This is a genomic window from Cellulosimicrobium funkei (genome assembly GCF_001019615.1).
Classification (GTDB): Bacteria; Actinomycetota; Actinomycetes; order Actinomycetales; family Cellulomonadaceae; genus Cellulosimicrobium; species Cellulosimicrobium cellulans_E.
This window is the reverse complement of sequence record NZ_JNBQ01000005.1, coordinates 151,025-174,553: the sequence shown is the minus strand read 5'-3', so window position 1 is coordinate 174,553 and position 23,529 is coordinate 151,025. Positions and strand designations below refer to the sequence as shown.

Here is a 23,529-nt window from a genome sequence, read left to right as displayed (position 1 = left end):
ACCCGGGTGACCGCTCGTGGTGTGTCTTGTCCGCGTCGAGCGCGCGACCAGGGTTCTCTCTCGGCGGGGATGGCTCTGCCCGACAGCCTGTGGTGGCCGCCGGGCAGGGCGTTCGGGTCTGGACGCGTCAGGACTCGGTGGTGCTGTCCTCGGTCGTGGTGCCGCCCTGAGTGCCCCGGCCGCCAGCGGGGCGGCCGCCCATGCCGCTGCCGGTCCACTCGCCCGCGACGGCGGTCACCGTGCCCGCGGGGGTGGTCACCGTGTAGGTCTCGCCGGTCGTCACGTCGCCCGAGGAGAAGACGACGTTCGCGGTGTCCTTGGTGACCGCGTACTCCGTGAGGACGGTGCCGTCGGCGGCCGTGACGGTGACGGTGTCGCCGGCGCTCGCGGACACGTCCGCCGCGAGCCAGCCCTGCTCCGAGTCGGTCGACGGCACGACGACCATGCCCGCGCTGCCCGCCGCGAGGAGAGACCCGCCGCTGATCGTGAACGTGCCGTTGACGTCCAGCGCGCCGTTGCCGTCGTTCGTCGGTCCCTGGACGACGATCTCGCCGCCCGTGACGGTGAGCGAGCCGTTCGAGTCGATGCCGTCGCCGCCGGCGTCGACGGCGAGGGTGCCGCCGGAGATCGTCAGCGTCGAGCCGTCGTCGGTGTCCATGCCGCCGCCCATGCCGCCGCCGGGGCCGCCCTGGGGCATCTCCGTGCCGTCAGGGAGCTCGCCGCCCTGCGGGGGCTCCGGCATCTGGCCGTCGGCCGGCATCTCCGGCGGGGTGCCGCCGGCCGCGGCGCCGTCCGGAGGCTCGGGCATCGTGCCGTCCGCGGACGCACCGGGCGCGGTCCCGTCGGGCACCGAGCCGGCCGCGGCGTCGCCGCCCGTCGAGCCGTCACCACTCGCCGTGCCGTCGGTGCCGGTCGCCGCCTCCTCGGTCGTCGATCCCACGGTCGCGTTGAGGCCGTCGTCGGTCGCCGTGACGTCGAGGTCGCCGCCGGAGATGGTGATGGCCGCGCCTTCGATGCCCTCGACGGACGTCGTGACGGTGAGGTCGCCGCCCGAGACGGTGACGTTGCCGTCCGCGTGCACGCCGTCGTCGCCGGACGACAGCTCGACGGTCCCGCCCGAGACGGAGACGGCGCCGTCGGAGTGCAGCGCGTCGTCGGCGGCATCCACGGTGACGGTCGCGTCGTCGCCGACCACGACGCCGACGTCGCCCTTGAGGCCCTTCGCGGAGGCGTCCTCGGTGACGGTCGCGCCGGCACCGCCCGCGGCGGTCACGGACAGCGCCCCGCCGGAGACGATCACGTCGGTGACGGCCTGCACACCGTCGTCGCCCGACGCGACGGTGACCGTCCCGCCGCGCACGTCGACGAACCCGAGGGTCTCGTCGCCGTCCTCGGTGGACTTCAGCCCGTCCTTCGCGGCGGTGACGTCGAGGGTGCCGCCCGTGACGACGAGGTAGTCCTTGCCGCGGATCCCGTCGTCGCCCGCGTCGACCGTGACGTCGCCGCCCGCGACGACGAGGCCGTCCTTCGAGACGATGCCGTCGTTCGCGTGCGACGTCACGCTGAGCGCTCCGGAGCCGCCGATCACGAGGTCGGCCGTCGAGAACAGCGCGCCGTCGGGCTCGCCGTCGGCGTCCTGGGCGGAGTACGTCTCGGCGTCGGTGAGGCTGTTGGTGGAGCCGTCGGCGAGGACCACGGCGACCTTCTCCGCGTCCTGCACGTTCACGGCGGCGTTCGTCGTCGAGGTGATGTCCGCGCCGTCGAGGACGAGCTGGACCAGCCCGTCCTCCGCGGTGTCCACGACGACCTGCCCCTCCAGCGTGCCGCTCAGCACGTACGTGCCGGGGGCCGTGATCGTGACGGTCGATCCGTCGACGGTCACGCCGTCGCCGTCCGCCGTCGCGGTGTCGCCGTCGAGCGCGACGGTCACCGCGGAGGACTCGTCGTACGCGAGGTCGGCGTCGTCCACCGTCACCTCGGCGTTGTCCGCGCGGGCCTCGTCCGGGGTCAGCCCGGCGACGGCGTCGGAGACGACGCTCGCGGTGGTCGCCGCGTTCGTGTCGGTCGAGGCGGTGTCGGTGGTCGCGCTGCTGCCCAGCACGGAGCAGCTCGCGAGGACGGCGGCCGCCGCGGCGGCGGTGAGAGTGGTCAGGGGTCGGCGGATGCGCATCAGAGGCTCCTGTCGTCGTGCCCGGGAGTGCGGGCGGGAGGGGTCGGGGTCCCGACGGGCGCAGCCGCGCCGGGGGAGGGGGAGAAGTGGCGGCGGATCACGCGCCGCCACGGGCCGTCGGGCAGGTCGGGGCGCAGGAGCGCCAGGCCGGTGCCGTACTTGGAGATCCGCTCGGGCCGGTGGCCGTGCCGCCACAGCAGGCGGTCGAGGTCCGACGGCGTCGAGCCGCCCTTGGTCTCGACGACCACCAGGTGCGGGACGGACCAGGTGAGCGGCGCGTGCGCGCCCGGCTGCTCGAGCTGCCACGCGAGGCCGGTGTCGACGGTGACGCGCGCTGCGCCGTCGGCCCGGGGGAGCAGGAGCGTCGTGCGGCGGTACCGCGACACGAGGCCCGGGGCGAGCGCGTGCTCCGGGACGCCGTCGATGCCCTCGGCCGCGAGGGTCCGGCCGACGAACGTGCGGCCCGCGCCGAGCGCCGTCGGGCACTCGTCGTGCGCGACGCGCTGCTTGAGCGTCGTGCCGCGCGCGGCGCGGGTCTTGACCTCGAGGAAGCTCGTGCCCGAGTCCAGGTAGGTGCGCGTGCGGACCTTGAACCGCCGACGGCGGCGCGTCGCCGTGAGGCGGAACGACGCGAGGTCGGGGGTGTCGAAGTACACCGACTCGTACGCCGAGCTGCGCGCGCCGTCGATCTCGAGGACGCGGGCGGCGGTCGTGCGGGTGAGAGCGTCGAGCACCGTCACCGCGTCGTCGACCGGCAGGACGTACTTGCGGTCGACCCGGGTGAGCAGCGCGGCAGCGTCCACGAGCTCGTCCAGGCCGATGCCGTCGAGCGGGTAGAGGACGGCGCGGACGCGGTCGTCGGCCGTCACGGTCCGGGGGCTCATGCGCGCACCCCGGTCCGCTCGGGAAGGGCAGCTTGTGCGGTCGCCTGGGTGAGGGGCGCGGAGGGTGCGGCCTCGCGCGGGGCCGGGAGCGCGGCGTCGGGCACGGGGAGGGGTGCGGCGGGCACCGAGACGTCGGCTGAGGCGGGCCCGAGAGTGGCGGCCGGGGCGGGTCTCGGCGTCGCACGACGGCGGGCGCGGGGCTCGGTGTAGCGGACGTCCACCCAGGTGGTGTCGTTGACGAGGTCGAGGCGCTGGACGCTCACCCCGCGGACCTCGGCGCCGAGGAGCTCCTCCAGGTAGCGGGTGAGCTCGGCGCGGTCGGTGAGGGCGCGGTCGACGACGACGCTCTGGCTCTGCGCCCGGCGCAGGAGGCGTGGGTGGTCGACGACGGCCATCACCCCGACGACGAGCGCCATGCCCGCGAGGGACAGCCAGCCGGTCGTGGCGCCGAGGCCGCCGAGGAGGCCGAGCGCGAGGGCGGCGAAGTAGTAGGCGACCTCCGTCTGCGACAGCTCGGTCGAGCGGAGCCGGATGATCGACAGGACGCCGAAGAGCCCGAGGCCCAGCCCGGCGCCGACGCTGCTCGTCGCGAGCGTCGCCGCGACCGCGAGCACCCCCACGTTCACGCCGAGGTACGCGACCACGAGGTCGCGCCGGCGGTGCCGGGGGAAGTAGAGGCCGAACGCGAGGACGGTGACCGCGACGAGGTCGACGAGGTACAGGACGGGCTGGGACACGAGGCCTCCGGGTGCCGGGGCGCTGGGCGCCGTGGTCGAGGACGTTCCCATTCCGCCGGGGGAGTCTGTGCGGTCGCTGTGGAGGGCACAGGGTGCGTGTATGAGTCGCGTTCAGTCGGTCGTCGGCCCGTGTTCACCTGGTTCCCCGGGGCGGGTGGGCCGTGACGGGAGTCACCGCCGCGCGCCCAGGCGGTGATGTTAGCCTCACCTAAGTCACCGACGAGAGGTTGTCATGTCGACCACCACCGCGCCCGCCCCGCGGCGCGCCCGCCCCCAGACGGTCCTCGAGGTCCTCGAGACCGCGTGGCTCTCCCCGCACCTCGTGCGGGTCGTGGCAGGAGGCGACGGGTTCGCCGCGTTCACCACGAACGAGCACAGCGACAAGTACGTCAAGATCATCTTCGCCAAGCCCGAGCTCGGGCTCGAGCCGCCCTACGACCTCGCGGCGCTGCGCGAGACGCTCACGCCCGAGGACCTGCCGGTCACCCGCACGTACACCGTGCGGTGGGTCGACGAGGCGGCGCAGCGGCTCGCGATCGACTTCGTCGTGCACGGCGACGAGGGCCTGGCCGGGCCGTGGGCCGCACGCGCCAAGCCGGGCGAGCGCATCGTCCTCTCCGGCCCCGGGGGCGGGTACGCGCCCGACCCGGCCGCCGACTGGCACCTGCTCGCGGGCGACGACTCCGCGCTCCCCGCGATCGCCGCCGCGCTCGAGGCCATGCCGCGCGACGCCGTCGGGCACGCCGTGCTGGAGGTCGGCACCGAGGCGGACCGCCTCCCGCTCGAGGCGCCCGCCGGCGTCGAGGTCACCTGGGTGCTGCGCGGCGACGCGCCCGCCGGGACGACGACGCTTCTGCCCGACGCCGTCGCCGACCTCGCGTGGCGCGAGGGTCGCGTGCACGTCTTCGCGCACGGCGAGCGCGAGGCCATGAAGGCCCTGCGCCGCGTGTTCGCGGAGCGCGGCGTCCCCCGCGCCGACCTGTCGCTCTCCGGCTACTGGGCCTACGGCCGCGCCGAGGACCGCTTCCAGGCGGAGAAGCGCGAGCCCGTCGGCCAGATCTTCGAGGACTGAGGAGTCCCATGCACCGCACCGCACGCACCGTCCGCACCCGCCGCACCCTCGTGGGCGCGGTCGCCGTCGCGACGCTCGCACTCACCGCCGCCTGCTCTGGCACCGACTCGGGCGGCGACGCCGACCAGGGCGACCCGTCGCCGTCGGACGCCGAGAGCGCCGAGGCGTTCCCCGTCACCATCCCCACCGCGTTCGGGGACGTCGAGATCCCCGAGGAGCCGGAGCGCGTCGTCGCCCTCGGCTGGGGCGACGCCGAGACGGCGCTCGCGCTCGGCGTCCAGCCCGTCGGGGCGAGCGACTGGCTCGCGTTCGGCGGCGACGGCGTCGGCCCCTGGCTCGACGGCGCGTACGACGAGTCGCCCGCGATCATCGGCACGCTCGAGCCGTCGTACGAGCAGATCGCCGTGCTCGACCCCGACGTCATCCTCGACGTGAAGTCGTCCGGCGACCCCGAGCGGTACGAGCGGCTGTCCGAGATCGCCCCGACCGTCGCCATCCCCGAGGGTGGGGAGGCCTACCTGACGCCCATGGAGGACCAGGTCGGCATGATCGCCGCGGCCCTCGGGCGCAGCGAGGCGGGCGACGAGCTGCTCGCCGAGGTCGACGACGCGTTCGCCGCCGCGCGCGACGAGCACCCCGAGTTCGCGGGCAAGACCGCCGTCATCGGGTCGTACTGGGCCGAGGGCTTCGGCGCCTACGTCTCGACGTCCAGCCGCGGCGAGTTCATGCAGGGCCTCGGGTTCGAGACCAAGCCCGAGATCGACGAGGCCGCCGGCGAGGAGTTCTCCGCGAACCTCGGCACCGAGAACGTCGACCTGCTCGACGCGGACCTCACGGTGATCCAGCCCATCGGCTTCACCGCCGCCGACGTCGAGGCGCTCCCGATCTTCCAGACCGTGCCGTCCGTCGCCGACGGCCGCTACGTCGTGTTCGACGACAAGGACCTCTCCAACGCCTTCTCGCTCGGCACGCCCACGGCCGTGATCTACGCGATCGACAACGTCACGCCGCTGTTCGCGGACGCGCTCGGCGGGTCGTGACGACAGGCCTCCGGGCGTCGGACCGGCCGGTCTGACCGGCCGATTCGGTGTCCGGGGGTCTGACCAGGTATCCTTCCTGGGCCGGGTTTCCCGGCGAAGGTAGCGTGTCCGAGCGGCCTAAGGAGCACGCCTCGAAAGCGTGTGTGGGTGAAAGTCCACCGTGGGTTCAAATCCCACCGCTACCGCCACCCGAAGGGCCCCACCCGCAGAATCCTGCGGCTGTGGGGCCCTTCGTCATACCCGGGCCCCCGTTTCACTCAGTTTTGCCCGGCAGGTCGTCGGTCGCGGCTTGCTGGACGAGCTGGTCGAGGACGACCCGCAGGTCCGGGGCGACGTGAGTGCGCTTCACGTAGTGCCGGACGGTCGTGCCCTCGTCAGCGTGGCCGAGCAGCGCCGTCGCGTTGCCGATCGTCGTCGAGTTCGCGACCTGCGTCGCCACGGTCCGGCGGAAGTCGTGCGGGGTGACCGTGGTGCCGATAGAGGCCTGTGCCTCGCGGAGCTGGTCGCGCACCCGGCTGGGGGAGCGCGGCGTCGCCCGTGTGGACGGGAACACCAGGGCGTCCGGCCCGCCGTCAAGGCACGGCTCCGCCGCGCTGACCTTCGTGCCGGGCGGGGCCCGCGCTCCGCTCGCTGCGCTCGCTATGCGCACGCCACCCGGCACGACGGTCGTCCGGACGCCGCCTGTAGTCTCTCGGCGTGACGCTGCGCGATGACGTGGTCCAGATGATGCGCGATCGCGCCGCGGCGCGGGTCTGGCTGACCACTTTGGCGAGCCCCACGTCAGACTTCGACGAGCTAGCGATCGCGGCAGGTCTGGCGCCACTCGGTAGGGCCTGGGTGTCGGTAGATCGTGGGCGCGCCGAGCACTTTCTTGCAGGGCTGCTCCGGGTCGACTTGGCTTACAAGAGCGAGGTGATGCCCGAGCACCGGGCGGAATGGCTTGCTAGCGAGTTCGTTCGAGCCTTCGGCCGGTACGACGTTCGCTTCGCGACCAACAGTTCAGATCTTCCCGACCGGTTCCCGTTCGGCTGGACGCCTGCGACTGGTCTTGCCTTCGATGCGGGGCTTGCGGTCATCGGCAGGCATGGGGCTGCGATCTACTGGGTGGGCGATGAGGACTAGCTCCGCCACTTCGTGCGCAGGGGTGTCGACGGCTGCGTGACCTTCGATGCCGCCGTGCGGAGTACCGCGCGCACCGGCTCGCGGACTGAATCCGTGGTCCGGTTCGCAAGAGGGGCCGTCCGGCCCCGAACCGACAGCCGAGCATCCGGCCGACTCCGGCCCGCGTCAAGGGCGCCTGCGGCGTCGCTGCGCGATGGCCTGCGGCCACCCTTGACCCGGACCTCCGCCAGCCTCCTGTGCTCCGCTGTCGGTTCGGCGCCTCCGAGTGTCCCCACCGCGGTGCGCTGCCCGAGCCCACCGGTATGCCTCCGCTTTGGCCGTCGCACGTGTGCTCCCGAGCGCAACCCGTACGAAAAGCGCTCGCGCGACGGTGCAGGTCAGGGGTGTTTCTGGGAGCGTCGTCCGAGGGCATGAATGTCGACCATCCAAGCTCACCGCTACCGCCACCTGGAGGGCCCACCCGCGAGAATTCGCGGGCGTGGGGCCCTTCGTCATTCGAGGTCAGCAGAGACTCACCTGTCTTGCGCCCGGATCGTCGCTCCCGCCGCCGAGATCAGTTGGTCGATGACGACCCGCAGGTCCAACGTAGGTGCGCTTCAGGTAATGCCCGACGGTCGTACCCGGATCAGCGCGACGTGTGCGTCGCTGCCAGCCCGAACCGCGCGAAGCGAACGTCGCCGGGCGCACCATGCGCGCCCGAGCAGAGCAACTCCAGCCACAACGGCCCCTTGCGTCGCCCCAGCAAGGAGGATGACGACGAGCTCGAGAGCGGGGAGGAGCGGGTGCGTCGCAGGAAGGTCGATGAGGGCGAGCATCACCAGCGTCGTCCCGAGCGAGGCCCAGGGGAACATCAAGCCGTAGTACCAAGCGAGCCCAGCAAGATCACCGTCGAGCCCGCCGCCGGTCAGCGCCAGGGCGAGCAGCGCAGAGAGGGCTGAGGCAGCCGCGACGAGCCATCGCGCTCGACGAGTCATGGCGGGCTCCTTGGTAGAGGTGAGGTGATGGTACCGATTCGCCGTCGTGCGAGGCGCCGTCTCGGGGAGGGTGCCTAGCGAGGATCCTCATTCGCCCCTGAATCGACGCCGAACACCGGGCAGGTTCTGCTCCGGGGACGCCAGCCGTGTCGCCGCATCATGTGATCCGCCTCTGCTTCCATGCAGGCTCTCCATCCGCAGGTTGGATGAGAGCCATCGCTGCAGCGAGGAAGTGTCCAGGCGAGCTGCTTGAGCGCGCGGTCCGACTCGGGCTGGACGCGACTTCCTGAGGCACCGCGGGACGGTGATCAGGCTCCTCCGGCGAAGAGGTGGTGGAGGTGCTGGTCGATCGCTGCCAGCGCGGCCTGCGGCTGGATCACCTCGAGCTCGAGCAACGGAGTGAACCCGGTCAGCGCCAGAAGGAGATCCGTCTCGATGTCCGGGTCGCGGTCCGGTGCGATCTGGCCCTGGGCGATCGCCGCTCGGACAAGCTGCGCGACCAGGGCGCGGCCGTCACGTAGCCCGAGGCTCGCCTGCTCGTGCAGCGCCGGGTCGTGCAGCGCCTCGAGGACATAGGCGGCGCTCATGCGGCTCGACGCCCGCGCGTCGGGACCCAGGGGGAGCATCTCGACGAGGACCAGCCTGAGCACGTCCCGCGGGTGCGGAGGCTGCTCGAGCGCGGCCAGCCCCCGTGCGACCCGGTCGGCGGTCTGCTCGGCTGCAAACTCCATCGCGAAGGTCAACAGCTCGGTGCGTGAGGCGAAGTAGTGCTGCACGTGCCCGACCGAGACCCCGGCCTCGCTCGCGACCGTCCGCATGGTGGCCTTCGTCCAGCCCTGCTGGTCGACGACGCGCCACAGCGCACGCGCGATCGCCGCGCGACGCTCCTGGTGGTCCACCAGCTTCGGCACTCAGGCCCTCCCTCGTTGACGATACCCGTGACACAATACAGCCGTATGGTCAACGACGGAACGGAGGAGCGATGACCGACCCCCACCCACCCCCGGCGTTCTTCAATTCCTCCGCGGTCGCCATCGACGACGAGATGGCGATCGCCCTGCTGGCCGACATGCACATCCGCAGAGCGATCGAACGCGGCGAGTTCGACGACCTTCCCGGCAGCGGCAAGCCGCTCCCCATGCCGGACCGCTACGACCCCGACTGGTGGCTGAAGAACCTCGTCAAGCGCGAGCGGCTCGTGATCCTGCCGCCGTCCATCGAGCTACGCAGAGAAGACGCCGCGCTCGACGAGCGCCTCGACGAGATCTGGGTCGAGGAAGACGTGCGGCACGAGGTCGAGGAGTTCAACCGGCGCGTGCTGCGCGGCCGCTACCAGCCGCCCGCGGGCCCGCCCCTGGTCACCATGCCGCGGGACGTCGACGAGACGGTCGCCGCATGGGCACGCCGCCGGGCCGCACGCGCCGCGGAGGCGGAGGCGCGGGCGTGTGCGGACGCGCCTGCCGAGGGTCGACGTCGCCGTCGGCGCTTGCTGGGGCGGCACCGCTAGCCGCACGTTCCCCTCAAAGCCCGACCTCGGCTGCCGCGGCTCGCAGCGCGTCGGCGGACCGGTGCAGCGCGGTGAGCTCCGCGTCGGACAGGGGTGTCGGCAGCAGGGCCCCGGCGCCGTCGTGGCTGACCATGGTCGGGACGGAGAGGCACACGTCGTCGATGCCGCGGTACGCGCTCACGAGCGAGGAGACAGGCATGATGCGGTGCTCGTCGTTGGTGATCGCCTCGACGATCCGGGAGGCGGCGAGGCCGATCGCATAGGCGGTCGCGCCCTTGCCCGCGATGATGTCGTAGGCGGAATGGACGACGTCGTGCGCGATGGCGTCGCGGACTTCCTGGGTCAGCGGCTCCCGCCCGTCGAACGGGTCGAGCTCCAGGAGCGGCACGCCGCCGATCGTCGCGGACGACCACAGCGGCACGGCGGTGTCGCCGTGCTCGCCGGCGACGTACGCGTGCACGTTCTGCACGGCCACGCCGACGTGGTCCGCGATGAGGTACCGGAACCGAGAGGAGTCCAGCACCGCGCCGGATCCGAGCACCTGCGCGCGCGGCAGCCCGGAGTACTTCAGGGCTGCGTAGGTGACGACGTCCACCGGGTTCGTGACCATGAGGTACACGGCCTGGGGCGCGACCTCGACGAGCTGGGGCATGAGCGTGCGTGCCAGCCCGACGGTCCGGGCTGCGAGGTCGATGCGCGTCTGGCCGGGCTGCTGCTTGGCTCCCGCGGTGACGACGACGACGTCCGCTCCCGCGCACACCGCGACGTCGTCGGAGCCTTCCACGCGCGCCATGGGCATGAACTGGATGCCGTGCGCGAGGTCGAGGGCCTGTGCGCGGACCTTGGCCGTGTCGACGTCGTACAGGGCCACCTCCCGCGCCGCACCGCGGATCAGGACGGCGTAGGCCAGGGTGGCCCCGACCGAGCCAGCCCCGACCACCGCGACCTTTGCGGTCGTGCCTGCCTGGATCCCGCCTGTCCCGGTTCTCGTCTCGCCGGTCTGGATGTCGCTCCGCTCCTGCCTCACCGCAGTCACTCCCTCGTCGCGTGCGTCGCATGAGAAGTACGGGCCGCTTCCAGGCTAGGACGTCTCGGCGGACGGTGACGCGGGAGCGTGTGTTCGGCCGTTGGCCGGGCAGAGGGTCGCCGACTCCTGGACGGGTGTCCACCGGCCCCGAGTGGGCCGTCCAGCGCAGGAATCTCCGTGCGGGCGAATTTCGTTCGGACCCTGGCGTAAACACCTTCGTCCAGGTACGTTGCAGGAGACCGAACAAATCCCGGGATCCCCAGCCCGGGCCGAAGAGCAACGAGGCCTTCATGAACGATCGATCGACACCCAGCGCGGCCTCCTCGGGCCGCTCGCTCGCCAAGACCTCGCCCGCACCGACCGCCCGCTCGCGCGTCGTCGCCGCCACCGCCGTCGCCGGGGCGCTCGCCCTGACCGCGGCGACCTTCGCGTCGCCCGCCGTGGCGGCGCCGCAGCCCACGGCCAAGCCGGCGGCGTCCGTCGCCGGACCGTCGGACATCAACGGGTTCCGCAGCGTCGGCTACGTGATGGCCGACTCGCGCGTGACCCGCGACTTCCACGTGGTCGACCTCCTTCGCACCGGCGCGATCGAGGACCTCACGCACATCAACTACGCGTTCGGGAACGTCACCACCGACCTCGTGTGCGACATCGCCGACGTCCCGGGCGAGGGCGACCCGCTCAACGACTTCGTCGCGCAGGTCGCGGCCAAGGACTCCGTCGACGGCAAGGCCGACAAGCCCGGCCAGAAGCTCGCGGGCAACTTCAACCAGCTCAAGAAGCTCAAGGCCGTCAGCCCCGACACCAAGATCCTCATCTCGCTCGGCGGATGGACCTGGTCCGACAACTTCTCCGAGGCGGCGTCCACGGCCGAGGGCCGCACGGCGCTCGTCGACTCGTGCCTCGACCTGTACATCGACGGGAACCTGCCGGTCGTCGACGGCAAGGGCGGCCCGGGTGCAGCGGCCGGCATCTTCGACGGCATCGACATCGACTGGGAGTGGCCGGTCACCGGTGGCGAGACGGCGAACGCCCGCCCCGAGGACAAGGAGAACTTCCTGCTCCTCATGGAGGAGTTCCGCACCGAGCTCGACGCGCGCGGCGCGGCGAACGGCGAGGACTACCTCCTGACGGCGTTCGCGCCGGCGGGTGGCTGGAACGCCGGCCAGGGCGGCTGGCTCGACCCGCGCCTGTTCGCGGTCGTGGACTTCCTCAACGTCCAGGGCTACGACTTCCACGGCGGCTGGGTGCCGAACCAGACGGGCCACCAGGGCAACCTGCACCCGGACGGCACGCAGAACTGGGGACTCGGGCTCGACGGCGCGCTCGGCATGTACGTCAACGCGGGGGCGGACCCGTCACAGGTCAACGCCGGCCTCGCCGCCTACGGGCACGGCTGGTACGGCGTCGAGGACGGCACGCAGGGCTGGCAGCCCGCCGCCGGGTACGTCGGCACCAAGACGTACGCCGAGCTGCGCTCGTTCGGCGGGAAGAAGTTCTTCGACCCGGAGATCGGCGCGAGCTGGCTGTACAACGGCGACCAGTGGTGGAGCTACGACGACCCGGCGTCGGTCACGGCCAAGGCCGAGTTCGTCGCGACGCAGGGCTACGGTGGCGCGATGTGGTGGGACCTCTCGGGCGACTACCGCAACGAGCTGGGTGACGCGCTGGGCTCGACGCTCCGCGCGGCGACCCCCGGCCCGGGCGTGGCCGACGAGTGCGCCGTGCCCTGGTACGGCACCGGCGTCTACACCGGTGGCGAGGTCGTCTCGCACGAGGGGTCGGAGTACAAGGCCCAGTGGTGGACCCGCAACCAGGAGCCCGGCGCGAGCAGCGCCTGGAAGAAGATCGGCCCGTGCGGCACGGCGCCCGAGGTCGCGGTCGCGGACTGTGCTCCCGCCTGGTCGCGCGAGGCCGTCTACACCGGCGGTCAGACCGTGTCCCGCGCGGGTGTGAACTACACGGCCCAGTGGTGGACCAAGGGTGAGCTGCCCGGGTCCGTGACGTGGGGCTCGTGGGACCCGGTGGGCCTCTGCGCGTGATCTGACGGGTCGCCCGGGCGCGCGCATCGCCCTGACGACCACCGCACGACGACGGCGGGCCCGGTCTCAAGACCGGGCCCGCCGTCGTCGTGGGAGGGATGTGCAGACCAGCGCTCTCTCCGCGCAGAGTCCGCCTCTGTCAGCGCTGCGCGCGGACGTCGCGGCGCAGGTAGTTCCAGGCGAGCACGCAGCAGACGATGCCGTTGATCAGGCCCACCACGACGTCGGCCGGGCCGTGGGCGCCGCGGTAGAGGCGCGAGAGGCCCACCGCGAGCGGCACAAGGCAGCACAGGACCGTGACGACGACGCGCAGGACGGGGTGGGTGATGCGCTGCGCGAGCAGCGCGAGGGTCAGGTAGAAGGCCGCGGACGCGCCGGTGTGACCCGACGGGAAGCTCGACGTGGGCGGCGCCTCGTCGAGCCGCGAGACGTCCGGGCGCTCGCGCCCCACGACGATCGACGACGTGAGGAAGATCAGGGCCTGGAGCGCGACGGCGAGCGCGGGCACGACGGCGAACCACCACTGCCGGGTGCGCCACCAGACGAGCAGGATCGTGAGCACGGTCCCGCCGATGATGAACTCGGTCGTCGCGATGAGGGAGAACACGTCGGTCACGCTGTCCCAGAAGGGCGTGCGCCGCTCCTCCAGCCAGCGGTTCACCCCGACCTCGCCGGGCAGGTCGCCCAGCGGACCCGTCACGAGGAACCCGGTCGCGACGATGAGCACCCACAGGACCGCGCCGGGGAGGAACGCCCGGAGCCCGACGTCGCGCAGCACCTCCTTCGCGGTGGGTCGGGTCGTGTCGAGCTCGTAGCGGTGCACGAAGGGATGCATCAGACCTCGTTCCCGGGAGCGGAGCCGGAAGAGCGGGCGGTCCGGGCGGACGTCCACCCGTGGTAGCCGACGGCGGACGCCCCCGCGACGGCGCCGCCGAAGAGGATCCCGCCGACGACGTCGGACGGGTAGTGCGCGCCGAGCAGCACGCGGTCGGCCGCGGTGACGAGCGCGAGCACGGTCGAGCCGCTCACCACGGCGACGCGGCCGCGGCGCCCGAGCAGGGGCCACACCAGGACCGTGAGGCTCACCCCGACGGCGGCGGCGTTCATCGCGTGCCCGGACGGGAAGCTGGACCCGGGCACGACGGTCACCGCGTCCTCGACGACGGGCCGCGCGCGGTCGACGAGCTCCTTGGCCCCGAGGCCGAGCGCCCACGCGCCCCAGATGGTTCCCGCAGCCCAGGCCGCGCGCGACCCGAGGCCGCGGCGTCGCCAGGCCCAGAGGCACACGCCCATCGCTGCGAGGTTCATCCACCGAGCGGCGAGCACCTCCTGGCCCACGAGCAGCGTGCGTTCGAACGCGGGCCGCTCGCCGGTGAACCGGGTCGCCGCAGCGACGGCAGCCCGGTCGGCGTCGACGACGAGCCCCGACTCCGCGCGCACGAGCCACGCGAGCACGAGGACGGGGACGGACGCCGCGACCCCGTACGCCGCGGCCCGACCCAGGGCGCGCCCGAGCGAGCGGCGTGGGGCAGGCTCGGCGGGCACCCCCGGACAGTAGCGGGGGGCGCGGAACCACGCCCGTGGAGACGGGGTCAGGTGAGGGGCGTCACGGCCGGAGTGCCGCGACCGCCTCGATCTCGACGAGCGCGCCGGGTCGGCCGATCCCGACCCGCAGGACCGTCACGGCGGCCGGGTGCGGGCCCCAGACCTCGCCGACGGCGGCGAAGCCCTCCATGAGGTCGGCCTCGGGGTCGAGGTAGACGGCGAGCCGCGCGACGTCCTCCGGCCCGGCGCCGGCCTCGGCCAGCACGGCGAGGACGTTGCGCAGCGCCTGCGCCGTCTGGGCCGCGATGCCGCCCTCGACGATCGCGCCGTCCGCGTCGGTGCCGTTCTGGCCGCCGACGTAGAGCGTGCGACCGGTCTCGACGATCGTGCCCTGGGAGAACGCCGGGTTGCGGTGCAGCCCGGCAGGGTTGAGGTGCGTGACGCTCGGCGTGGTCATGGTCGTCCCCTCCTGCGTTCTGGTCCTGAGACGGCCGACGCTACGCCGCGCCACCCACACGCTCCGGGCGGGCGCGCACCGGTTCTGCGCCCCGGACCGGGCTCGCGGCTCACCCGCCGACGGGGCGGCGACCCGGCCCCGACGGGCCGTCCCGCCGTCGGCTGTGTAGGAAGGAGGGGTGAAGCAGTCAGCAGGGCTCGTGCTCTACCGGTTCCGTGACGACGTCGTCGAGGTGCTCCTCGGGCACATGGGCGGTCCGCTGTGGGCGCGCAAGGACGCGGGCGGCTGGACGATCCCCAAGGGCGAGGTGGAGCCGGGCGAGGACGGCCACGCCGCGGCGCTGCGCGAGTTCGCGGAGGAGCTCGGCGTCCCGGCCCCCGCGGCGGAGGCGCCTGACCTGGACCTCGGCACCGTGCGCCAGCGCGCCGGCAAGATCGTCGCGGCGTGGGCGCGCGAGGCGGACCTCGACGTCACGGCGATCTCCAGCAACACGTTCGCGCTCGAGTGGCCGCCGCGCTCGGGGCGGATGCAGGAGTTCCCCGAGCTCGACCGGGCCGGCTGGTTCCCGCTCGCTCGAGCCCGCGGGCTCGTCGTCGCGGGCCAGGTCCCGCTGCTCGACCGCCTCGAGGAACGGCTCGCGCTGCGGGCACCGGGTTCGGCACGGCCGGGCGCCACGCCGGACGTCTGAGGAGCGCCCCGACCCCCCGGGGCGTACCGCGCGGGGGAGGGGCGTACTGTCAGGCGATGGACTCCGCATGAGTGTCATCGAGAAGTGGGTCGGCGTGACGTGCCCGGACTGCGGCGCGCCTGCGCGCGCCCGCGTCCTGCACATCATCGCGTGGGGTGCGATCCCGGGTTCCGCGGTCCCGCACCACGTCAGCATCGTGTGCGAGCACCTGTGCCGGGTCACCGGCATCGCCGCGAGGGAGACCGTGTGCCTCTGCCCGCACTGCCGGGCTTTCATGGGGTGACGTCCGTGCGCGGGAGACCGCGCAGCTTCGCGACGGCCGACGTCGAGACACTGGACCGGCTGCAGCCGGTCCAGCGCCTCAACGGGCTCACGTCTGAGCCCCGGCAAGGGGCCCGAAGCCTCTTCTCAACGACGAGACCGTCACCACGACGATCCTTGCACGGCCCGCCGCCCCACACCGCGCTGGGCTCCGGTGCCCGCCGGCGGGCCTGACCGTCAGCCGAGCAGGTACGGCGCCGCGGCGAACCCGGCGGCAAGGCCGACGAGCGCGACGGCGACGGCGGACAGGTGCGAGTGGCGCGCGCGGCTCGCGGTGCGGCGGGCTGCCTCGGTCACGGTGGTCATGACGGTCCTCTCGTCGGGGGCGGTTCCAGGGAGAGAGACCGCGCCCGACGCGATCCATGACGCGGTTTCGGCCGACCTCGGCGCGATCTGCGTCACACCGCGGCGACCGAAGCGCGCCAACCCTGGTGCAGCATCGTGCACCAGGGTCGGATCGTTCGCGCGGGCAAGCGCGTGCGGCGGGGTCGCGCTGCGCCCGACGAGGGCGTCAGGCGCGCAGGATCAGCGCGTCTCCCTGCCCGCCGCCGCCGCACAGCGCCGCTGCACCGATGCCGCCGCCACGGCGCCTCAGTGCGAGCGCGAGGTGCAGCGCGAGGCGGGCGCCCGAGGCGCCGACGGGGTGGCCGAGCGCGATCGCGCCGCCGTCGGTGTTCACGACGTCCGCGTCGATGCCGAGGTCCGCGACCGACTGCAGCGCGACCGCGGCGAACGCCTCGTTGATCTCCACGAGGTCGAGGTCCGCGGCGGCGATCCCCTCGCGCTTCACGGCGGCCTCGATGGCCCGCGCAGGCTGGGAGTGCAGCGAGTTGTCGGGTCCCGCGACCTGGCCCGCCGCACCGATCTCGGCGAGCCACTGCAGGCCGTTGCGCTTCGCGAAGGCACGGCTCGCGACGACGACCGCCGCCGCGCCGTCGGACAGCGGCGAGCTCGACCCGGCGGTGATGGTCCCGTCCTTCACGAAGGCGGGGCGCAGGCGCTCGAGCGCCTCGAGCGTCGTGTCGGCGCGCACACCCTCGTCGTGCTCGACGACGACCGGCTCGCCCCGTCGCTGCGGCACCTCGACCGGCGCGATCTCCTCGGCGAGGCGGCCGGCGTCGCGCGCGGCGGCGGCGCGCTGGTGCGAGCGCAGCGCGAACGCGTCCTGCTCGGGGCGGCCGATGCCGCGCGTCGCGCAGCCGCGGTCGGTGAGCTCGCCCATGACCTCGCCGCTGAACGGGTCGTTCAGGCCGTCGTGCGTGAGCGAGTCCGCCATCGTCACGTCGCCGAACGCGAACCCGGCGCGCGACCCGACCACCAGGTGCGGCGCGTTCGTCATGGACTCCTGCCCGCCCGCGACGACGACGCTCGCCTCGCCGGTGCGGATCAGCCGGGCCGCGTCGATGATCGCGGTGAGCCCCGAGAGGCACAGCTTGTTGATCGTCACGGTGGGGACGTCCCAGCCGAGGCCCGCGAGGATCGCGGCCTGGCGTGCGGGGCCCTGCTTGGCGCCCGCCTGCACGACCTGCCCGACGATCACCGTGTCGACCTGCTCGGGCGCGACGCCCGACGCCGCGAGGGCGCCGCGGATCGCGTGCGCGCCGAGCTCGGCGGCCGAGAGCGAGGCCAGCGCCCCGCGGAAGCGCGCGAACGGGGTGCGCGCGCCGTGCAGGAGGACCGGAGTGACCTCGTCCTCGGGGGTGACGGCGGCGTCGGGCAGGGGGGTGGCGTCGGTGCTCATGGGGTCCGTCCGGGGAGAAGGGCAGGAGAGAAGGGGAAGCCCCGGCGCCGCGAGGAGGGGCGAGCGGCGCCGGGGAGCGGGGGGAGGGCGTGCGCCCTCGGGACCGTCAGACGAACGCGGAGACGCCCGTGATGTCGCGCCCGACGATGAGCGCCTGGACGGACTCGGTGCCCTCGTACGTGTGCAGGGCCTCGACGTCCGCGAAGTGCCGCGCGACGCGGTTCTGGAGCAGGATCCCGTTGCCGCCGAGCAGGTCGCGCGCGCTCGCGGCGACCTCGCGCGCCCCGCGGGTGCACGTGTACTTGGCGAGCGACGCCTGCGGCCCGGTGAGCGTCCCGGCCTCGTCGAGCCGCGTCATCTGCGCGACCAGGAGCTGGAGCTGCGTGATCGTCGAGAGCATCTTGGTGAGGCGCTCCTGCACCATCTGGTTCGCGGCGAGCGGGCGGCCGAACTGGACGCGCTGCTTCGCGTACGCGACCGCGGCCTCGTAGCAGGCCACCGCGTGCCCGACGGCGGCCCACGCCACCCCGAGGCGCGTCGCGAAGAGCACGCGCGAGGTGTCCTTGAACGACCGCGCGCCGGGCAGCGCGTTCTCGGCCGGGACGAACACGTCGTCGAGCACGACGTGCGCCTGCCAGATCGCGCGCAGCGACACCTTGCCGGTGATGGTCGTGCCCGTGTAGCCCGGGGTGTCCTGCGGCACGACGAACCCGTGCACCTGGTTGTCACCGCCGTCACCCACGAGCCGCGCCCACACGACCGTGATGTGTCCCGACGACCCGTTGCCGATCCACTTCTTCTCGCCGTTGAGCACGTAGCCCTCGACGCCGTCGCGCGTCTCCTTGCGCGCCGTGGTCTCGAGCGAGACGGAGTCCGAGCCGTGGGTGGGCTCGGTGAGCGCGAACGCGCCGAGGATCTCCCCGCGCGCCATGGGCTCGGCGTACTTCGCCCGCTGCTCGTCGGAGCCGAGCATCTGGATGCTGCGCAGCGCGAGACCGCCCTGGACGCCGCAGATCGTCGCGACGGAGCCGTCGCCGCGCGACATCTCCATCGCGGCGAGGCCCGCGCCGAGCAGGCTCACGCGCGGGCGGCCCTCGACGTCGACGCCGTCACGCAGCAGGTCGAGCTCGCCCATGCGCTTGACGAGGTCGAAGGGGACCTCGGCGCGCTCCCAGTAGTCGTCGATGACCGGGAGCACCTCGTCCTGGACGAACTGCCGGACGCGCTGCTGGTGGGCGCGGTCCTCCTCGGTCGCGTCGGCGAACGCGCCGGCGTAGTCGAGGTCGAGCGGGGTCGCGAGGTCGTAGGTGGGCTCGGTGACTCCGGGCATGATCGGGGTGGTGGGCATCGGTGCTCCCCTGGGAGGGCGGCTGCGGTCGGTCGTGCGCGACCGGCTCCGGCGCGGGGTTCCCGGGTGCGGGCCCGGCGTCGGCGGCGGTCTCTCCCATAGTGCAGCGATACCGGGTATCAGTCAATCTGAGACGGCGTATCGCGCCGCTCGGCGACGCCGTGCGGCCCCCGTCCTACCGTCGAGAGATGGACCTCGACCTGTTCGTGACGATGCACGTGCGCGACCACGACCCCGCCCGCGACTGGTACGTGCGCCTGCTCGGGGCGGAGCCGGCGTTCGTCGCGACGCCCACCGAGTCCGTGTGGGAGCTCGCCGAGCGCCGGTGGCTCGTCGTCGAGCAGGTGCCCGAGCACGCCGGCCACGGCGTGGTCACGGTGTTCCGCGACGACGTCGACGTCTTCCTCGCGGCGGCGTCGGACCGGGGGGTCGAGCCGGACCGCCGGGAGACGTACGACGGCGGGGTCGTGAAGACCGTGTTCCGCGACCCCGACGGCAACGAGATCGGGCTCAGCGGCGCGCTCCCGTCGTCGTAGGGTGCGCGCGTGACGACGACGGCCGGCCGGGTGACCTGGGACGACGACGCCTCCGCGGGCGCGTGGATCGCGCCGCGCCTCGGGGAGTTCGGCCCGCGCGTCGACGGTACGGTCCCGCGCGGGTACGCGGCGTACGCGTGCGTCCCGCACCCGGGCTGGGACGACGACGTCACGCTCGCGGCGCGGACCGACGCCCTGGCCGCGGCGCTCGCACCCTTCACCGGCGACCAGCCGGTGCACCTCGCCCTGTGGACGGGCCACGCGTTCCTCTACGACCACGGCACGGACCCGCGTGCGAGCTCGGGGGTCGCGCCGCTCGTCGGGTGGCCCGAGGACGAGCCGCGGCCGACCCCCGAGGAGATCGAGCGCGCGGTCGCCGAGGCGTGGGAGCACCTCGCGCCGACGCTCGTCGAGCGCCCGGCCGCCCCGATGCTCCTGCTCCCGCACCGCGAGTACCACCTGTGGACGGGGACGCTCGCCGACGCCGGCGCGTTCCGCGACCACGAGCAGCCGCCGAACCTGTGGTGGCCCGAGGACCGCTCGTGGTTCGTCGGGACGGAGATCGACGCCGCCGCGACCTACGTGGGCGGGAGCGAGGTGCTCGTCGAGGCGCTGTGCGCGGACCCGACGCTGCGCGCGAGCCGGGTGGCGCCGTCGGACCCGATGCTGTTCGAGGACTGACCTGCGACCCCTGTCCGGGCCGCGGACCCGCGGGTCAGGCGGGTGCGCCCGCCGCCTCGGCCTCGGCCGTCGCGCGGCGGTTGACGCGCCACCACACGAAGAACCCGACGAGCGTGAAGGCGCCGTAGAACACGTACATGAACGCGGACGCGTAGAAGCCGGCCGAGATCAGCAGCGGCACGCCCACGACGTCCACCGCGACCCAGATCAGCCAGAACTCGACCCAGCCCTTCGCCATGCCGTACGTCGCGAGCAGCGAGCCCATGAAGATCCACGCGTCGGCCCAGACGGGTTCGTACGACTCGAGCGCGCGGAACACGGGGGTGAGCAGCGCCGTCCCGCCGACGAGCGCGACGACGAGGAACGCACGCTGGCGCCACGACGCCCAGCGCGGCACGACGGCGACACCGTGGCTGTCCGCGTCGGCGTCGCCGAGCCGGGCCTGGGTCTTGCGCCACTGCACCCAGCCGTAGACCGACACGACGACGAACATCACCTGGCGGCCCGCCTGGCCCAGCAGGTTGACGGGGTTGGGCGTCGCGAAGACCGCGCCGAGGAACACCGTGAGCAGCAGCAGGTTGCCGACGATGCCCACCGGCCACGCCCACACCTTGCGCCGCATGCCGCCCAGCGCCGACGCCAGGCCGAACCCGTTGCCCACGATCTCGCGCCACAGCAGGTGCTGGTCGCCGATCGTCAGCTGCGCGTCGAACAGCGCGTGGATCAGGTCCATCGGATGTCCTCGTCCTCCCGGGCACGTCGGCTCCGGGGTGAGGGCGGGCGGCGGGGCCGGGCCACGAGGGCCCGACGGCGTCGCTCACCACGGCGGGGCCGTGCCTCGTCGCGCGGGCTCGTCAGAGCCCGGCCGAGGACGGCCGCGCCGCACGTGCTTCCTCCCATCCGGACTGTCACCGTCGGTCCTGGAGTTCCACCAGGTCAACCGCGCGTGGGCGCGGGTCGCGGACTGTCACCGCCGGCTCGGAATTGCACCGACCCCGGAGCACGTTCGTGCGTACTGCGTTCTGCAACCGCCGATGCTACTCGGGCATTCCCCGCGCGCGACGTGGTCGCGCGGCCGTCCCACGGGCTGGGACGGGTGGCGTACAGGCTCAGGCGAGCGCGTCGCGGACCGCTCGGGCGACGTCGTCCGCGACGCCCTGCGCGTCCGCCCCCGCGTCGACCACGGTGACGACGACGCGGCGGCCGGGCAGGCCGTCCCCGGGGTCGCGGCGCTGGGTGGTGGCTGCGTCGGGCGCGGCGTACCGGCCGACGGCGGCGCGGCGCAGGTCCGCGAACGCCTCCTCGAGCTGGGGACGCAGGTCCTGGTCGGGGGAGCGCAGCCACCGGCGCAGGAGCGCGTTGTGCACGGCGACGACCGACGCGGCGAACGCGATGGACGCGGTGGAGCGGCGCTCGTCCGGCGGGAGCGCGTCGCGCAGGTACGCGGTGAAGGCGCGTTCGTAGCGGTGGGTCGTGACGAGCTCGCGGTCGCGCAGCGCCGGCACCTGCTGGAGGAGCTGCCAGCGGGCCAGGGACGTCTCGCGCTGCCCCACGTGGTGGTCGAACACGAGCCGCGCCGCGCGGCAGACCTCGACGTACGGGTCGACGGCGGGGTCCGGCGTGAGCCGACCCTCGGCGTCGGGCACGGGTCGCGTCGCGGCGAGCATGACGACGACCTCGTCGAGCAGGAGCTCGTGGTCCGCGAAGACCACGTCCTCCTTGGACCCGTAGCGACGGAAGAAGGTGGCGCGGCTGACCTGGGCGGCGTCGGCGATCTCCTCGACGGTCGTCTGCTCGTAGCCCTTGCGGGTGAAGAGCTCGATCGCTGCGTCGACGGCCTGGGCATGGGTGCGGCTGCGGACGTCGGTCATGCACCGGACGGTACACCGGTACCCGCCGCTCGCCCGGTCCGGGTGGTGGTCGTGCGGCCCGGCCAGGTGCGAGGCTGGGAGCATGCCCGACCAGCCCCGCGTGCACACGATCCACGTCGCCAAGGCCCGGCGGCTGCCGACCCGCGTCGTCGAGCAGGTGGAGGCCGAGGAGGGCAAGGGCCTCGTCGGCGACCGGTACCACGGCTCCAAGCACCGGCACGTGACGATCCAGACGCTCACCGACCTCGCGGACGCGTCCGCGGACCTCGGGCAGGAGATCGACCCCGGACTCACGCGTCGCAACGTCACCTTCACCCACGGCGACCTGCCGACGAAGCCGGGCACGTTCCTGCGGATCGGGGACGTCGAGCTCCAGGTGCTCCGGATCGCCGCGCCGTGCCGGCTGCTCGACGACTGGATCGCGCCCGGGGCGATGCGCGCGATGCACGCCCGGGGCGGGGTGGTGTGCCGCCTGCTGTCCTCGGGCACGATCCGCGCGGGCGACGCCGTCGTGTGGGACGACCCGACCGACGCTCAGGGCACGAGCCGGTAGAACCGGAAGAACGAGAAGTCGTCCACGGGCAGCACCTCGACGTCCGCGAACCCGGCCTCGCGCGCGTAACGGCGCAGCGTCGCGGGGCGCATGACGGTCCCGGTCCCGACGGACGGCGGCGACGACAGCCCGTCGGGCAGGCACACGAAGAGGCTGTACCCGTACATGACCCGGTCGACGTCGTCGGCGGGCGCGGTGAACTCCTCGCCGACGGCCTCGTCCATGACCACGACGACGCCGTCGGGCCGGACCGCGCGGCGCACGGCGTCGAGCACCGCGGCGGGTCGCGGCATGTCGTGCACGCACTCGAACGCGAAGGCCGCGTCGAACGGCAGCCCGGCGGGCTCGACGAGGCCGAGCTCGGCCGCGTCCGCGAGGTGGAACGTCACGCGGTCCGCGAGCCCTGCCTCCTCGGCCGCGGCGCGGGCCGCCGCGACCGACGGCCCGTCCACGTCGACGCCGTGGAGCACCGCGTCCGGGTAGGCGCGTGCGAGGGCGAGCGTCGACCACCCGAACCCGCACCCGACGTCGACCACCCGGGCCCCCGGCCGGCTCAGCACGTCGTGGACCGCGGGGACCTGCGCGAGCGTCGGCGCGAGCCGGCGCTCGAACCACGGCCGGTTGACCTCCGCCTGGGCCTCGCGCGCGTCGTCGCCGAGCTGGTCCCAGGAGACGCCGCCCCCCGTGCGGTAGGCGTCGAGCAGGTGCGGGAGCTGCGGGCCGATCGCGCCGACGAAGCGTGCGAGCGGGGCCACGTACGCGAGCGAGGCCGTGTCGGTGAGCACCTCCGCGTGCGCGGCAGGCAGGGCGTAGAGGCGCTCCCGGGCTGCCGCGCCCGGGTCGGCGGCGAGAGCGGGACCGGCGCCCGGGTCCTCGGCGGCGAGGATCCCGCTGGCCGCCTGCTGCTCCAGCCACTCGCGCGCGTAGCGCTCGTGGGTGCCGGTGCGCTCGGCGAGCCCGGTCGAGGTGAGAGGCCCGGCGTCGACGAGCGCGCGGTACCACCCGAGCCGGTCGCCGACGTGGACCGCGAGGACGTCGATCGCGCCGAGCGTCGCGGCGAACAGGCGCTCGGCGAACGCGTCGGCGTCCGACGTCGTGCCCGACGGCGCCGGGTCGTTCCCCGCGCGGTCGTCCCCCGGGCCTGAGGGACCGTTCTCGGCTGTGGCGACCATGCGCGGCCTCCGGCTGGACGTTGGCCGGGCGCGTGCCGTGG

General features: G+C 73.6%; 26 protein-coding genes, 1 tRNA gene and 1 riboswitch. Of the genes, 11 read left to right on the top strand and 16 right to left on the bottom strand.

The window, feature by feature from the left end; genetic code table 11:
• Positions 1-127: 127 nt before the first annotated feature.
• The 3 genes from FB00_RS07920 to FB00_RS07910 are packed head-to-tail and all read right to left on the bottom strand — an operon-like array spanning position 128 to position 3,791.
• On the bottom strand, positions 128-2,170 hold the full coding sequence (locus FB00_RS07920; RefSeq protein WP_047232331.1) for a carbohydrate-binding domain-containing protein: 2,043 nt from the start codon (positions 2,168-2,170) through the stop codon (positions 128-130).
• On the bottom strand, positions 2,170-3,054 hold the full coding sequence (locus FB00_RS07915; protein ID WP_197088774.1) for a polyphosphate polymerase domain-containing protein: 885 nt from the start codon (positions 3,052-3,054) through the stop codon (positions 2,170-2,172). The genes FB00_RS07920 and FB00_RS07915 overlap by 1 nt, the downstream gene beginning before the upstream one ends.
• Positions 3,051-3,791: a DUF4956 domain-containing protein gene (locus FB00_RS07910; protein ID WP_197088773.1), complete on the bottom strand. Its 741-nt coding sequence runs from the start codon at positions 3,789-3,791 to the stop codon at positions 3,051-3,053. The genes FB00_RS07915 and FB00_RS07910 overlap by 4 nt, the downstream gene beginning before the upstream one ends.
• A 232-nt stretch (positions 3,792-4,023) precedes the next feature.
• Here FB00_RS07910 and FB00_RS07905 point away from each other — a divergent pair, with 232 nt between their 5' ends.
• The 3 genes from FB00_RS07905 to FB00_RS07895 all read left to right on the top strand — a co-directional run bounded on the left by FB00_RS07905 (position 4,024) and on the right by FB00_RS07895 (position 6,091).
• A complete protein-coding gene (locus tag FB00_RS07905) occupies positions 4,024-4,863 on the top strand; it encodes a siderophore-interacting protein (RefSeq protein ID WP_047232330.1) in 840 nt (279 codons plus the stop codon).
• An 8-nt stretch (positions 4,864-4,871) separates the two neighbouring features.
• Entirely contained in the window at positions 4,872-5,903 is a 1,032-nt protein-coding gene (locus tag FB00_RS07900; protein WP_047232329.1) for an iron-siderophore ABC transporter substrate-binding protein, read from the top strand.
• 98 nt (positions 5,904-6,001) lie between these two features.
• A tRNA-Ser gene (locus FB00_RS07895) sits at positions 6,002-6,091 on the top strand.
• Positions 6,092-6,156: 65 nt separating this feature from the next.
• On the opposite strand, the gene FB00_RS22685 is transcribed toward FB00_RS07895, so the two are convergent.
• Entirely contained in the window at positions 6,157-6,456 is a 300-nt protein-coding gene (locus FB00_RS22685) for a tyrosine-type recombinase/integrase (protein ID WP_269429998.1), read from the bottom strand.
• Positions 6,457-6,599: 143 nt separating this feature from the next.
• Between FB00_RS22685 and FB00_RS22680 the strand changes: the two genes are divergently transcribed.
• Complete coding sequence (locus FB00_RS22680; protein ID WP_047232328.1) at positions 6,600-7,025, top strand: hypothetical protein; 426 nt, start codon at positions 6,600-6,602, stop codon at positions 7,023-7,025.
• Between the two features lie 596 nt (positions 7,026-7,621).
• Here the strand turns inward: FB00_RS22680 and FB00_RS07880 are convergent.
• Both FB00_RS07880 and FB00_RS07875 read right to left on the bottom strand, forming a co-directional pair.
• Positions 7,622-7,999 carry a hypothetical protein gene (locus FB00_RS07880; protein ID WP_047232327.1) on the bottom strand — a complete coding sequence of 126 codons (378 nt, stop codon included), beginning with the start codon at positions 7,997-7,999 and terminating at the stop codon, positions 7,622-7,624.
• A gap of 308 nt (positions 8,000-8,307) precedes the next feature.
• Positions 8,308-8,910 carry a TetR/AcrR family transcriptional regulator gene (locus tag FB00_RS07875; protein WP_047232326.1) on the bottom strand — a complete coding sequence of 201 codons (603 nt, stop codon included), beginning with the start codon at positions 8,908-8,910 and terminating at the stop codon, positions 8,308-8,310.
• Between the two features lie 71 nt (positions 8,911-8,981).
• Between FB00_RS07875 and FB00_RS07870 the strand changes: the two genes are divergently transcribed.
• The gene (locus tag FB00_RS07870) at positions 8,982-9,506 is read left to right on the top strand and encodes a DUF1992 domain-containing protein (RefSeq protein ID WP_047232325.1); all 525 of its coding nucleotides are present in this window, start codon (positions 8,982-8,984) and stop codon (positions 9,504-9,506) included.
• A 13-nt stretch (positions 9,507-9,519) separates the two neighbouring features.
• Here the strand turns inward: FB00_RS07870 and FB00_RS07865 are convergent, their stop codons facing one another.
• Positions 9,520-10,512 carry an L-lactate dehydrogenase gene (locus FB00_RS07865; protein WP_082141121.1) on the bottom strand — a complete coding sequence of 331 codons (993 nt, stop codon included), beginning with the start codon at positions 10,510-10,512 and terminating at the stop codon, positions 9,520-9,522.
• A gap of 311 nt (positions 10,513-10,823) precedes the next feature.
• On the opposite strand from FB00_RS07865, the gene FB00_RS07860 reads away from it, so the two are divergent.
• Positions 10,824-12,575, top strand: a complete 1,752-nt coding sequence (locus FB00_RS07860) for a glycosyl hydrolase family 18 protein (RefSeq protein WP_052877534.1) — start codon at positions 10,824-10,826, stop codon at positions 12,573-12,575.
• A gap of 139 nt (positions 12,576-12,714) precedes the next feature.
• Here the strand turns inward: FB00_RS07860 and FB00_RS07855 are convergent, their stop codons facing one another.
• The 3 genes from FB00_RS07855 to FB00_RS07845 form a co-directional block, all read right to left on the bottom strand.
• A complete protein-coding gene (locus FB00_RS07855; RefSeq protein ID WP_047232324.1) occupies positions 12,715-13,410 on the bottom strand; it encodes a phosphatase PAP2 family protein in 696 nt (231 codons plus the stop codon).
• The gene (locus FB00_RS07850) at positions 13,410-14,120 is read right to left on the bottom strand and encodes a phosphatase PAP2 family protein (protein WP_047232323.1); all 711 of its coding nucleotides are present in this window, start codon (positions 14,118-14,120) and stop codon (positions 13,410-13,412) included. The genes FB00_RS07855 and FB00_RS07850 overlap by 1 nt, the downstream gene beginning before the upstream one ends.
• A 61-nt stretch (positions 14,121-14,181) precedes the next feature.
• Positions 14,182-14,577 (bottom strand): RidA family protein, encoded by a 396-nt coding sequence (locus tag FB00_RS07845; protein WP_047232322.1) that lies wholly within the window; start codon positions 14,575-14,577, stop codon positions 14,182-14,184.
• Positions 14,578-14,755: 178 nt separating this feature from the next.
• Here FB00_RS07845 and FB00_RS07840 point away from each other — a divergent pair, with 178 nt between their 5' ends.
• A complete protein-coding gene (locus FB00_RS07840) occupies positions 14,756-15,265 on the top strand; it encodes an NUDIX domain-containing protein (protein ID WP_047232321.1) in 510 nt (169 codons plus the stop codon).
• A 67-nt stretch (positions 15,266-15,332) separates the two neighbouring features.
• Positions 15,333-15,548: a hypothetical protein gene (locus FB00_RS07835; protein ID WP_047232320.1), complete on the top strand. Its 216-nt coding sequence runs from the start codon at positions 15,333-15,335 to the stop codon at positions 15,546-15,548.
• Between the two features lie 215 nt (positions 15,549-15,763).
• Here the strand turns inward: FB00_RS07835 and FB00_RS22970 are convergent, their stop codons facing one another.
• From FB00_RS22970 to FB00_RS07825, 3 genes are all read right to left on the bottom strand, one after another.
• Positions 15,764-15,892, bottom strand: a complete 129-nt coding sequence (locus FB00_RS22970; protein WP_255318705.1) for a hypothetical protein — start codon at positions 15,890-15,892, stop codon at positions 15,764-15,766.
• Between the two features lie 205 nt (positions 15,893-16,097).
• Positions 16,098-17,327 carry an acetyl-CoA C-acyltransferase gene (locus FB00_RS07830; RefSeq protein ID WP_047232319.1) on the bottom strand — a complete coding sequence of 410 codons (1,230 nt, stop codon included), beginning with the start codon at positions 17,325-17,327 and terminating at the stop codon, positions 16,098-16,100.
• A gap of 106 nt (positions 17,328-17,433) precedes the next feature.
• On the bottom strand, positions 17,434-18,675 hold the full coding sequence (locus FB00_RS07825; RefSeq protein ID WP_047232318.1) for an acyl-CoA dehydrogenase family protein: 1,242 nt from the start codon (positions 18,673-18,675) through the stop codon (positions 17,434-17,436).
• Between the two features lie 188 nt (positions 18,676-18,863).
• Between FB00_RS07825 and FB00_RS07820 the strand changes: the two genes are divergently transcribed.
• Both FB00_RS07820 and FB00_RS21025 read left to right on the top strand, forming a co-directional pair.
• On the top strand, positions 18,864-19,211 hold the full coding sequence (locus FB00_RS07820) for a VOC family protein (RefSeq protein WP_047232317.1): 348 nt from the start codon (positions 18,864-18,866) through the stop codon (positions 19,209-19,211).
• A gap of 9 nt (positions 19,212-19,220) precedes the next feature.
• Positions 19,221-19,892 carry a hypothetical protein gene (locus tag FB00_RS21025; protein ID WP_052877533.1) on the top strand — a complete coding sequence of 224 codons (672 nt, stop codon included), beginning with the start codon at positions 19,221-19,223 and terminating at the stop codon, positions 19,890-19,892.
• Positions 19,893-19,926: 34 nt separating this feature from the next.
• Here FB00_RS21025 and pnuC read toward each other — a convergent pair whose 3' ends face one another.
• Positions 19,927-20,625 (bottom strand): nicotinamide riboside transporter PnuC, encoded by a 699-nt coding sequence (gene pnuC, locus FB00_RS07810; RefSeq protein ID WP_047232316.1) that lies wholly within the window; start codon positions 20,623-20,625, stop codon positions 19,927-19,929.
• A gap of 149 nt (positions 20,626-20,774) precedes the next feature.
• Positions 20,775-20,900: riboswitch (FMN riboswitch) on the bottom strand.
• A gap of 101 nt (positions 20,901-21,001) precedes the next feature.
• Entirely contained in the window at positions 21,002-21,763 is a 762-nt protein-coding gene (locus tag FB00_RS07805) for a TetR/AcrR family transcriptional regulator (protein ID WP_047232315.1), read from the bottom strand.
• Between the two features lie 82 nt (positions 21,764-21,845).
• Between FB00_RS07805 and FB00_RS07800 the strand changes: the two genes are divergently transcribed.
• Positions 21,846-22,316 carry an MOSC domain-containing protein gene (locus FB00_RS07800; protein ID WP_047232314.1) on the top strand — a complete coding sequence of 157 codons (471 nt, stop codon included), beginning with the start codon at positions 21,846-21,848 and terminating at the stop codon, positions 22,314-22,316.
• Here FB00_RS07800 and FB00_RS07795 read toward each other — a convergent pair.
• Entirely contained in the window at positions 22,298-23,488 is a 1,191-nt protein-coding gene (locus FB00_RS07795; RefSeq protein WP_052877532.1) for a class I SAM-dependent methyltransferase, read from the bottom strand. The two genes, FB00_RS07800 and FB00_RS07795, sit on opposite strands and share 19 nt — an antisense overlap.
• Positions 23,489-23,529: the final 41 nt, after the last annotated feature.

Coding starts and splice junctions, on each gene's coding strand:
- FB00_RS22970 (WP_255318705.1), bottom strand. CDS start 15,892: ATGACCACCGTGACCGAGGCAGCCCGCCGCACCGCGAGCCGCGCGCGC.
- FB00_RS07820 (WP_047232317.1), top strand. CDS start 18,864: ATGGACCTCGACCTGTTCGTGACGATGCACGTGCGCGACCACGACCCC.
- FB00_RS07855 (WP_047232324.1), bottom strand. CDS start 13,410: ATGCATCCCTTCGTGCACCGCTACGAGCTCGACACGACCCGACCCACC.
- FB00_RS07835 (WP_047232320.1), top strand. CDS start 15,333: ATGAGTGTCATCGAGAAGTGGGTCGGCGTGACGTGCCCGGACTGCGGC.
- FB00_RS07845 (WP_047232322.1), bottom strand. CDS start 14,577: ATGACCACGCCGAGCGTCACGCACCTCAACCCTGCCGGGCTGCACCGC.
- FB00_RS07800 (WP_047232314.1), top strand. CDS start 21,846: ATGCCCGACCAGCCCCGCGTGCACACGATCCACGTCGCCAAGGCCCGG.
- FB00_RS07825 (WP_047232318.1), bottom strand. CDS start 18,675: ATGCCCACCACCCCGATCATGCCCGGAGTCACCGAGCCCACCTACGAC.
- FB00_RS07880 (WP_047232327.1), bottom strand. CDS start 7,999: ATGACTCGTCGAGCGCGATGGCTCGTCGCGGCTGCCTCAGCCCTCTCT.
- FB00_RS07920 (WP_047232331.1), bottom strand. CDS start 2,170: ATGCGCATCCGCCGACCCCTGACCACTCTCACCGCCGCCGCGGCGGCC.
- FB00_RS07830 (WP_047232319.1), bottom strand. CDS start 17,327: ATGAGCACCGACGCCACCCCCCTGCCCGACGCCGCCGTCACCCCCGAG.
- FB00_RS07900 (WP_047232329.1), top strand. CDS start 4,872: ATGCACCGCACCGCACGCACCGTCCGCACCCGCCGCACCCTCGTGGGC.
- FB00_RS07805 (WP_047232315.1), bottom strand. CDS start 21,763: ATGACCGACGTCCGCAGCCGCACCCATGCCCAGGCCGTCGACGCAGCG.
- FB00_RS07795 (WP_052877532.1), bottom strand. CDS start 23,488: ATGGTCGCCACAGCCGAGAACGGTCCCTCAGGCCCGGGGGACGACCGC.
- FB00_RS07915 (WP_197088774.1), bottom strand. CDS start 3,054: ATGAGCCCCCGGACCGTGACGGCCGACGACCGCGTCCGCGCCGTCCTC.
- FB00_RS07860 (WP_052877534.1), top strand. CDS start 10,824: ATGAACGATCGATCGACACCCAGCGCGGCCTCCTCGGGCCGCTCGCTC.
- FB00_RS07905 (WP_047232330.1), top strand. CDS start 4,024: ATGTCGACCACCACCGCGCCCGCCCCGCGGCGCGCCCGCCCCCAGACG.
- pnuC (WP_047232316.1), bottom strand. CDS start 20,625: ATGGACCTGATCCACGCGCTGTTCGACGCGCAGCTGACGATCGGCGAC.
- FB00_RS07870 (WP_047232325.1), top strand. CDS start 8,982: ATGACCGACCCCCACCCACCCCCGGCGTTCTTCAATTCCTCCGCGGTC.